The organism is Pseudomonas sp. GW821-FHT02C04 (assembly GCF_059421845.1).
The window spans coordinates 228,902-239,553 of the sequence record NZ_JBWKVT010000001.1 but is presented as its reverse complement, the minus strand read 5'-3'; the positions used below and the strand labels follow the sequence as shown (position 1 = coordinate 239,553).

Sequence of the window (10,652 nt, the reverse complement as noted above, 5' to 3'; positions counted from 1 at the left end):
GGGGGTAACCTGCTGTAAATTCGGGGAAAAGGAGCGCGCAGCGGCGAATCCGTGCGGCCACGCGCAGCCCGGAAAAGCTAAAACATCGGGGCTTGGGTGTCTGACATGGGAAGCGGGGACAAGACCCGTGACCGGCCAGTCATGGCGTCGATCCGCGGGAACCGCGAATCGACGCCGATGTCGGCTCAGAGCCGACGTTTGCGGTTGAGCGTCGGTATGGTGGTTTGAGGGACTTCCACCTGTTTTGCCTGCGCCGAAGTCTGAGCCGCCAGCGCGGCCAGGGTCGGTTGGCTGAACAGCGTCCGGGCATCGACGTGCAGCCCGGCCTGACGCATGCGCGCCACCAGACTGACCGCCAGCAACGAATGCCCGCCGAGTTCGAAGAAATGATCGTTGCGCCCGACCTGCTCCAGTTGCAGCACCTCGGCCCAGATCTGCGCCAGCCTGATCTCGAGCTCCCCTTCGGGCGCCTCGTAACGACGACTGAGCACCGCTTCTGCCCCCGGTGCCGGCAAGGCCTTGCGATCGACCTTGTCGTTGGGAGTGAGGGGCAACGCATCGAGCTTCACGTAAGCGCCCGGCGCCATGTACTCCGGCAAGCGCTCAAGCACATGGGCGCGCAAGGTTTCGATGCTGGGCGCGTCGAAGCCTTCACGCACGGTGAAATACGCCACCAGTCGCTCATCCCGCACCAGCACCACCGCTTCACGCACCGCTGGATGCTCGATCAGCCGCGCTTCGATTTCCCCCGGTTCCAGACGCAGGCCACGCAGCTTGACCTGGAAGTCGTTGCGCCCGAGGAATTCGAGGTTGCCATCCGCCCGGTAGCGCACCAGATCGCCGGTGCGGTACAGACGATCACCGGCCACGAACGGGCTGTCGATGAAGCGCTCGGCCTGCATGTCCGGCAGTCCCAGATAACCCCGCGCAACCCCGACCCCGCCGATGTGCAGGTGACCGCTGACACCGAATGGCACCGGTTGGTCGTGGGCATCCAACACATAGAGCCGGGTGTTGCTCAGTGCCTTGCCGATTGGCACCACGGCCTCCGGCACCGATTGATCGGGTTCCAGCGTCCAGCCGGTGCTGTCGACCGTGGTTTCGGTCGGCCCGTAGACGTTGTGCAGACGCACCCATGGCAGGCGCTCGCGGACACGCCGGGCCAGTGCGGCGGTCAGCTCACCGCCACCGTTGAGCACGTCGGTCAGGCTGGTGCACTGGCTGACATCGTCCTGTTCGATGAACTGTTGCAGCAGCGCCGGCACGAACTTGACCACGGTGATCTGCCGTTCGCGAATCACCTGGGTCACATAGGCCGAATCGCGGTTGCCGTCGGGACGCGCCAGCACCAGCCGCAGGCCGGAACACAGCGGCCAGAAAATCTCCCACACCGAACTGTCGAAGCTGAACGGCGCCTTCTGCAACAGCGCGCCGTGCCCGGTCGGCGGGCTGATCTGCGAGCCCCAGTGCACCATGTTGCAGGCACTGCGATGCTCGATCATCACGCCCTTCGGCGTGCCGGTGGAGCCCGAGGTGTAGATCATGTAGGCCAGGTTCGCAGCGCCCAAACCCGGTACTTGCAGATTTTCGACCGATGCCTCCTGCCAGGTGCAACGGTCGAAATCGATGACCGGCACACCCGGATCGCCCAACAGATTGCGGGTGGCTTCATGCACCAGCACCGCGACCGGCGCGCTGTCCTGCAACATGTAATGCAGGCGTTCCAGCGGATAGTCCGGGTCCAGCGGCACGTAAGCACCACCGGCCTTGAGAATGCCGAGCAGACCGATTATCAGATCCAGACTGCGTTCGACGCAGATCGCCACCCGAGAATCGGGCTGCACGCCGTGCTCGCGTAGATGATGCGCCAGACGGTTGGCCTGCTCGTTCAATTGGCGATACGTCAGCTGTTGCTCCCCGGCCTGCAAGGCGATGGCGTCGGGTCTGCGCTGCGCTTGCTGTTCGAACAACACCTGAAGCGGCTGGTCGAGCGGACAATCGACTTCGCTGGCATTGAACTCGACCAGCAGTTGTTCAAGCTCCGCCGCCGGCAGAATCGGCAAGCTATTCAGCGGCTGTTGTGGTGTCTGCTCAAGAGCATCGACCAGTTTCTGCAACGCGGTCTGCACATAGTCGCCGATGCGCTGCGCACCGATGCTCATCAGGGTCCGCGTGGTGATCTGCAAGGCACTGCCCAGATCATCGACGCTCAAGGTCATCGGGTAGTTGGTGCGTTCTTCGTTCTCCAGAGTCTGGATGCCTTGCCAGGCTTGGTCCGACGCCTCTTCCTGCGCCTCAAAGTCAGTGTGTCGATAGTTGAGCAACGCACTGAACAGCGGCGCCGGTGACGCGACCCCGCTGCAACGCTGGGCCAGCGCCAGTGACGCATGTTCGTGCCCGAGCAAGTCAGTCAGTCGGGCGTGGGTGAGCAGCACTGCATCGCGCACGCCTCGATCCATGTCCACCCGCAACGGCAAGGTGTTGATGAACACCCCGAGCGCCCGGTCCGCGCCCTCGCCGCCCTGCATACGGCCCATAAAAACGCTGCCGAACACCACCTGATCCTGCCCCGACGTCGCCGCCAGCACCTGCGCCCAGGCCAGGTGAATCAGGCTGGCCACGCTGACGCCTGCCTGCCGCGCCTGAAGGCGCAAGCGGCGGTCCAGTTCAGGCGCAAGCGTTCGCACGGCTTCGTCGATGCCGCGACCGTCGCCCTGTACATCCTGCAAACCGAACGGCAGGGTCGGCTCGTCGATGTCGGCGAGCATCTCGCGGAAAAACGCTTCGTGTTCTTGCTCGCTGACGCCCAGTCGGGTCTGCGCCACGTAGTTGCGATACGGCACCGCCGGCGGCAACGGTTCACTCAGCCCCAGCAGATTGGCGCGCATTTCATGGCGCAAGACTTCCAGCGCGATGTGATCCAGCGCCAGGTGATGGAACAACAGAATCGCCACGATCCGCCCGTGGGCCGGGTCGCGCGCATACATCAGCCGGATCAGCGGCGCCTGGCTGACGTCGATGCGATAACGCCGGGCATCGAAACGCTCATGCAGTTGCGCGAGGACATCGCCCCCGGCCGGATCGAGGGTGATTTCCTGCACCGGCAGTTCAGCCTCGCGCCAGACCACTTGCACCGGAGTGGTCAAACCTTCCCAGACCACGGCGGTGCGCAGAATGTCGTGCCGCGCCATGACCTGACGCAACGCCGCCGCATAGGCCTCGACCCGCTCGACACTGTCGAACGCCAGCTGCGATTGCAGCAGGTACGGATCACCCTGCGCGGCGGTGATGTGGTGATAAAGGATGCCTTCCTGCAACGGCGCCAGCGGATAAATGTCCTGCACGTTGACCGCCCCGCCCGGCACGGTGGCGATGATCCGGTCGAGGGTGGCCTGATCCAGTTGCACCAATGGCAACAGGTCCGGAGTGATCTGCGTGCAACCCGACGGGATGCGGTTGGCCGGCACTTCAACTTCGCGACCACTGCCCACCGACGCGGCCAGTGCTGCCAGCGTCGGCTGGCCGAACAGCACGCGCACATCACTGCTCATGCCGAGCTGACGCATGCGCTCGATCAGGTTGACCGCCAGCAAGGAATGCCCGCCCAGTTCGAAGAAGTGATCGTGACGCCCGACCTTTTCGACTTGCAGCACCTCGGCCCAGATCTGAGCCAGCAGAATTTCGACGTCGCCTTGCGGGGCCTCATATTCGCGGCGGATCAACGCCTCCGGCCCCGGCGCCGGCAACGCCTGGCGATCCAGCTTGCCGTTGGCTGTCAGCGGCAACACCGCCAGGCGCACGTACGCCGACGGCAGCATTGCGCTGGGTAGACGGGTTTGCAGATGGGCATGCAGTTGCGTGATGTCCAGCGGTTGTTTTTCGGTGAACCAGGCCAATAACTGCCCGTCGCGCACCTGCACCACCGCATCGCGCACGGATTCATGGCTGCTCAACGCCGCTTCGATTTCGCCGGGTTCGATGCGCACACCACGGATTTTCACCTGATCGTCGTTGCGGCCCAGGTATTCGATGTTGCCGTCCGGGCGCCAGCGTGCGAGGTCGCCGGTACGGTACATGCGCGCGTTGGGGCGGGAGCTGAACGGGTCGTCGAGAAAGCGCTCGGCGGTCAGCTCCGGCCGGTTGAAGTAACCCCGCGCCACCCCGGCGCCACCGACGTACAGCTCACCGGCCACACCAATCGGTACCGGACGCTGTCGGTCATCCAGCAGATAGGTCGTGGCATTGCTCACGGGTTTGCCGATGTGCAGCGTCCGTCCCGGTTCGATTCGGCCCGAGGTGGCGACCACCGTCGCTTCGGTCGGGCCGTAGTTGTTGATTACCGCGAACGTCTGCTCGCGATTGAACTGCCGCAGGCGATCACCGCCGATCAGCAGCGTGCGCAGAGTCGGATGTTCGAGGTGGCGGCTGAAGGCGTATTCGGCAATCGGCGTTGGCAGGAAGCTCACGTCCAGCGGTTGCGCACGCCACCAGTCGAGCAACGCGTCGATGTCTTCGCCGCCGTCGCGGGACGGCGCCAGGTGCAGGGTCGCGCCGGCACACAGTGCGGGCCAGACTTCCCAAGCCATGGCGTCGAAACCGAAGCCGGCGAGGCTCGAGGTGTGACGTCCGGCGCCCAGATCGAAAGCCGTGCAATGCCAGTCGACCAGATTCGACAGGGTCTGATGTTCGACCATCACGCCTTTGGGCTGGCCGGTGGAACCGGAGGTGTAGATCACGTAGGCCAGATGCGCGGTGGTCAGGCCCGAGACCTCGGGGTTGAGATCGTTGACCGGCCAAGAGCGCGGGTCGATTTCGATCACCGGCACGTCCAGCACCGGCAAGCGTACGCGCAGATCGCGCTGGGTCAGAACCACGACCGGAGCGCTGTCGCTCAATAAATAGCTCAAGCGTTCCGCCGGATGGGCCGGATCAACCGGTACGTAACCGGCGCCGGACTTGAGGATCGCCAACAGCGCGACCAGCGTGTCCAGCCCTCGGCGAGCGACCAGCGCCACGCGGTCATCGGGCCGTACACCGAGCCCGATCAAGTGATGAGCCAGGGCGTTGGCCTTACGGTTCAGCTCGACATAGGTCAGCCGTTGTCCCTGAAACTCTGCGGCCACCGCCTCTGGCCGCGCCGCCGCTTGCGCTTCGATGCGCTGATGGATGGTCAGCTCGTTGGGGTAGTCCGCGCGCGTGTCATTCCACTGCTGCAGCAACGCCGATTCGGCTGGCAGGCTCAGGCAGAAATCGTCCAGCGCCAGGTCAACATTCTCCAGGCCCTGCTCCAGCACCAGCAACAGGCGCCCGGACAGCGCTTCGATCTCATCGGCGCCAAAATAGGCTTCGTTGTAGACCATGTACAAACTGTCTTTGTCGTTGTTGAGGGTGCTGAGCAAATGCACCGCCAGCGGCGTGCCCTCTTCATGGTTCGAGACCTTGATGACCCGCGCCTGAGCGTCGCCGTAGCGGTATTCGTGCACATCCTGCTCGTAGGACACCGTCAGTTCGAACAACTGGGAGCGATCCTCGCGCAGCAGGCCCAATGCACGATTCATTTCGCTCAGCGGAAAACGCTGATGACGGAAATCACGCTTCAGTTCGTCGCGGATCGCCGTGATCAATTGACCGAACGACAACGCCCGGCCGAACCCCATCCGCACCGCGCTGACCTGAGTGAACAGCCCGAGCGTGGACTTGAACCGGGCGCCGGAACGGTTGAGCAGCGGCACGCCCACCACCCATTCGTCACGCTGGGCGGTACGACTGAAATACACGTGCAAGGCTGCCAGCAACACATGGAACGCCGACCCGCTGTATTCGCGGGCCACGTGTTTCATGCGTTCGTGCAGCCGTGCGGGAAAGGCCTGGGAGAAAATCCGGGTCGGGGCCAGGGCACCGGCAAAGCGCTCCTGATATCGGGGCAGCAATAACGGCTCGGGAAGGTCGCGGTACTTGTCCAGCCAGTACGCCCGGTCGTGGGTATAGCGTGCCGACTCGTAATAACGCGCATCGTCATGGATGAAATCAACATAGGACGGTGCCGAGTCCGGCGGCTGTTGCCCAAGCGCCAGCGCGTTATAGATCTCGTCCAGTGACTTGAGCATCTCGCCGAAACCCCAGCCGTCGACGATCAGGTGATGGGCGAGGATCGACAGCCAATGATGATCGGCATCGAGACGGATCAGGAGGAACCGGAACAACGGCCCGCCATCCAGCGTGAACGGTTGCTGGATGCGCTCCTGAATCAGCCTGCGCGCTGCGGACTGTGGATCGGGCTGCGCGCAAACGTCATGGATCGGCATCGGGGCCGGCAAGGATCGCGCAAAGCGCTGCAGCGGCAAGCCATGCTGGCCGGCGCCCGGCAACAGAATCGTGCGCATGGCGTCATGCCGGGCCACGAGACCTTCGAGGGCCGCCTGCATCAGCGCCGGATCCAGTGGGCCGGTCAGCTCGACGTAGCCACCGATGTTGTACAGCGGTGAATCCCCCTGACGCAGTTGATCGAGCCAGATGTCGCTCTGGGCGGCAGTCAGCGGGAAGGTCTCGGAAATCGCGGACAGACCGTCCGCCGCATCGGCAGCAAATTGGTTCATAAGATCCGTCTCATGTGATTTGGCGCGTATTCAAGCATCGGCCCCGAAACCCGCATGACACGTGAAACCCGGACAACTCCCCCCTCTTTGCCCTGCCCTGCGGGCTGACAGGCCTCGACTGGCCGGCCATCCCTCCAAAAGTTCGGAAAGAAATGACTGAAAATCCTGTAGGACAATCGCCATCCACCTGCGCTGACTACGACTTCGCAATGGTGGGAAACGGCGCTCTGAACCCCGGTTTTCGGGGTTCTCACTAGACCGTACAGTCACGTCCTACATGCCTGCCACCCCTGGACTGACAGAAACGTGGCGCCATTAATCCGGAAATAGTGGCACTTTGTGTCCCCGTTTTCCCCTACAGACGTAGGACAAATGCATAGGATTAAATCCCGCTCCAGATCGATTTCAAGGAGAAATGATTGGGTGGCGGCTTCACAGGTGCATGCACGGCAGAGGATTCGGCAATGGCTTTAAATCAAGGATGACAAGGATATGAATCTGACCGGCAGTCTTCGCAACATGGACAACCCGCACTTCTATTGGCAGCTGGGCGAGTTGATCGCCAGCACGGGGAACGAGCGTTTCGCCACGAACATGTTTCAGTTGGTCGACACCCTGGTGCCGGTCAACCGGGTGGATCTCAGCGAATGGACACTCGACGAGCGCGAGGCCAGCGTGGTCGAGATCAAGGCATTGGGCAGCGCCGGTTTGCCGGATACCTTCCCGCCCCCGGATCCGCTGCAATGCCAGGACGATCATCCGCTGTTGCAGAAGATGATCGAGATGAATGACTCGCTGCTGATTCAACTCAAAGCCTCGCTGCAGCAACGACACCCGCACCACAGCGTCCATCAGTGCAATCTGGTGTCACGCACCTCCAACCGCCGCTGTGTCATCTCGTTCTGTCGCCCTCACACGCACCGGGTGTTTTCCCTGCCGGAACTGTCGTTTCTCAAAAGCCTGTCCGACACCCTGCTGCCGTTGATCGAGCGTCACGCGCAGATCCGTCGGCAAATCGTCGCCCGACAACCGCGCCCACTCCAGGCCGATCAGGAGCAGACACCGTTGCAACAGGTGTTCGACGAACGCCTGGCACTGGGCGACATCACCCTGTCAGTGCGCGAGAAGGAAGTCTGCCTGGGCTTGTTGACCGGCGGCACCGTGCCGCAGATGGCCGAGCGGTTGCGAGTCAAGAACAGTTCGGTCGAGACCTACCTCAAGCGCGCGGCCGCCAAGCTCGGGGTCAGTGGTCGTCACGGTCTGGCGAAATGGATGGCCGGGGCCTGATCCGGCGTTTCTCTCATCATGGGCGCCCGGCGCCCGCTCTCATTCGTGAACGAGGCTGTTTGATGTCCAGGTTGCCGATCTCCCTGCTGTCCATGGCGTTGCTGATGGGCGGCTGCTCGCTGATTCCCGACTACCAGCAGCCCGCGTCGCCCAGTGCGGCGCAGTATCCAAAAGGCCCCGCCTACCCTGCGCCAACCCAGGCCACCAGCGCGGTCGAGGACTGGCGCGGATTGTTCAATGACCCGGCGTTGCAACAGTTGATTGAAAGCGCGCTGGTCAATAACCGCGACTTGCGGGTCGCCGCGCTGAACGTCGAGGCATTCCAGGCGAAGTACCGCATTCAGCGCGCCGATCTGCTTCCGGCGGTCTCGGCCAATGCCAACGAACTGCGCCAGCGGGTGCCGGCGAGCGTGACCAAAACCAAAGCGGCGATCACCTCGACCTACTCCGCCAACCTTGGCATCAGCGCCTACGAGCTGGATTTCTTCGGCCGGGTACGCAGCCTCAGTGATCAGGCGTTGATGAGCTGGCTGGCCACCGAAGAGGCCCGACGCAGTGCGCAATTGAGCCTGGTGGCGAACGTCGCCAATGCGTACCTGACCTGGCGCGCCGACCAGGAGCTACTGGCCCTCGCCCGCGAAACCCTCGCCGCCGACGAAAAAAGCCTGCGCCTGACCACGCGCAACCGCGAGGCCGGCAAGTCCTCGGCGCTGGATCAGATCCAGGCGCAGACCAGCGTCGACAGCACCCGCGCCAGCCTCGCCCGCTATCAACGCCAGGTCGCCCAGGACTTGAACAGCCTGACACTGCTGGTCGGCGCGCCAGTCTCCGAAACCCTGCCGGCCCGTCCGCTGGACAGTGATCTGGTGGCGCAAGTGCCGGCCGGGTTGCCGTCGGATCTGCTGCAGCGCCGGCCGGACATTCTCCAGGCCGAATACAAGCTCAAGGCTGCCAATGCCAATATCGGCGCGGCCCGGGCGGCGTTCTTTCCCAGTGTCAGCCTGACCGCCAACGCCGGCACGTCCAGTCGCGACCTGTCGGGGCTGTTCAAGGGTGGCTCCGGGGCCTGGACGTTCCAGCCGCAGATCAATCTGCCGATCTTCAATGCCGGCAGCCTGCGCGCCAGTCTGGACTACGCGAAATTGCAGAAGGACATCAGCGTCGCCGAGTACGAAAAGACCATTCAGACCGCCTTCCAGGAAGTGTCCGACGGACTCGCGGCGCGCCAGACCTACCAGCAACAACTCCAGGCCCAGCGTGATCTGGTGCAGGCGACCCAGGACTATTACGACATGGCGCAGCACCGCTATCAGACCGGCGTCGACAGCAGCCTGACGTTCCTCGATGCCCAGCGTTCGCTGTTCAGTTCCCAGCAAGGGCTGATCACTGACCGATTGGCGCAACTGGTCGCTCAGGTGAACCTTTACACCGCGCTGGGCGGTAGCTGGAGCCCGGTTGAACCGTCGCTGCAATAACCGCAGGTCATGTTTTCTTACACCTTTTGTCGCCCGATCCGACATTGGTGGGTGATCAAAAACCGACCTGGCGGTTCATTTTGGTATCATGCGCCGCTTTTACGGTTAACCCCCCGCCTGTCTTGCTGACCGGCGGGCTGCAAAAGGCGGTATTAGATGACGGCTTTGTTGACTCGCCGCAAGGTGCTTGCGGGAATGGGCGTGCTCGGTCTGGGCCTGCTCGCCGGTTGCGACACCCGCGGCCAACTGTCGTACAAGTACGGCAAGGATCTGAGTGACAAGATCCTCGGACGCACCTTCAAGCTCAAGGACACCGAAGGCAACACCGTATCGCTGTCGAGCTTTCGCGGCCTGATGCCGATGATCTTCTTCGGTTTCACCCAGTGCCCGGCCGTCTGCCCGACGACCCTGGCCCGCGCGGCAAAAATCAAGAAGCTGATGGGCAAGGATGGCGACATCCTGCAAGTGGTGTTCATCACCCTCGACCCGGAGCGCGACACACCCGAAATCCTCGACGCCTACGTCAAGACCTTCGACCCGAGCTTCGTCGCCCTGTACGGCACCCTCGAGGAAACCAAGGCCACCGCCAAGGAATTCGACGTCTTCTACGAAAAAGTCCCTGCCGGCGACACTTACACCCTGTCGCACACGTCTACCAGTTATGTCTACGACACCCGCGGCAACCTGCGCGTGGGTCTGTCCCAATCGCTTTCTGCACAAGAGTGTACGGAAGACTTGCTTACCGTCATGGAGGTCTGCTGATGAACCCTTTTCTGAACAACATCAAACGTGCCGCACTGGGCCTGTCCCTGCTGGGCCTGGCTTTCCAGGTTTCGGCGCAGACCAAGGTCGATGACGCCTGGGTCCGTGCAACCGTGCCAAACCAGTCGGCCAGCGGCGCGTTCATGACCGTCACCGCCGACAGCGACAGCAAACTGCTGAGCGTTGCATCGCCGGTGGCCAAGGACGTGCAGATTCACGAAATGACCATGAAGAACGACGTGATGAGCATGGGCCCGGTCAACTCGGTCGACCTGCCGGCCGGCAAGGCTGTGAAGTTCGATCCGAACGGCTACCACGTGATGCTGATGGGCCTGAAGGGTCAACTGAAGGAAGGCGACAACGTGCCGCTGACCCTGACCGTGGAAAACGCCAAGGGCGAGAAACAGGCCATTGAAGTCCAGGCGCCGGTGCGCTCGCTGACCAACATGGAAGGCCACGATCACAGCAAGATGCATTGATCGCTGACTGACAGATTTACGGCTTCAAAAAACAAACGGGGCGGCCTGATCGA

5 protein-coding genes are annotated in these 10,652 nt (G+C 62.8%); 4 read left to right on the top strand and 1 reads right to left on the bottom strand.

Going from position 1 to position 10,652, the window contains the following annotated elements; genetic code table 11:
- Positions 1–185: 185 nt before the first annotated feature.
- The gene (locus tag AC07VV_RS01140; protein ID WP_495034909.1) at positions 186–6,596 is read right to left on the bottom strand and encodes an amino acid adenylation domain-containing protein; all 6,411 of its coding nucleotides are present in this window, start codon (positions 6,594–6,596) and stop codon (positions 186–188) included.
- Positions 6,597–7,088: 492 nt separating this feature from the next.
- Between AC07VV_RS01140 and AC07VV_RS01135 the strand changes: the two genes are divergently transcribed.
- The 4 genes from AC07VV_RS01135 (at position 7,089) to AC07VV_RS01120 (ending at position 10,599) form a co-directional block, all read left to right on the top strand.
- Positions 7,089–7,883, top strand: a complete 795-nt coding sequence (locus tag AC07VV_RS01135; protein WP_495034908.1) for a helix-turn-helix transcriptional regulator — start codon at positions 7,089–7,091, stop codon at positions 7,881–7,883.
- Positions 7,884–7,945: 62 nt separating this feature from the next.
- Positions 7,946–9,358: an efflux transporter outer membrane subunit gene (locus AC07VV_RS01130; RefSeq protein ID WP_495034907.1), complete on the top strand. Its 1,413-nt coding sequence runs from the start codon at positions 7,946–7,948 to the stop codon at positions 9,356–9,358.
- 156 nt (positions 9,359–9,514) lie between these two features.
- Positions 9,515–10,120: an SCO family protein gene (locus tag AC07VV_RS01125; RefSeq protein WP_495034906.1), complete on the top strand. Its 606-nt coding sequence runs from the start codon at positions 9,515–9,517 to the stop codon at positions 10,118–10,120.
- The gene (locus AC07VV_RS01120) at positions 10,120–10,599 is read left to right on the top strand and encodes a copper chaperone PCu(A)C (protein WP_495034905.1); all 480 of its coding nucleotides are present in this window, start codon (positions 10,120–10,122) and stop codon (positions 10,597–10,599) included. The genes AC07VV_RS01125 and AC07VV_RS01120 overlap by 1 nt, the downstream gene beginning before the upstream one ends.
- Positions 10,600–10,652 lie beyond the last annotated feature (53 nt).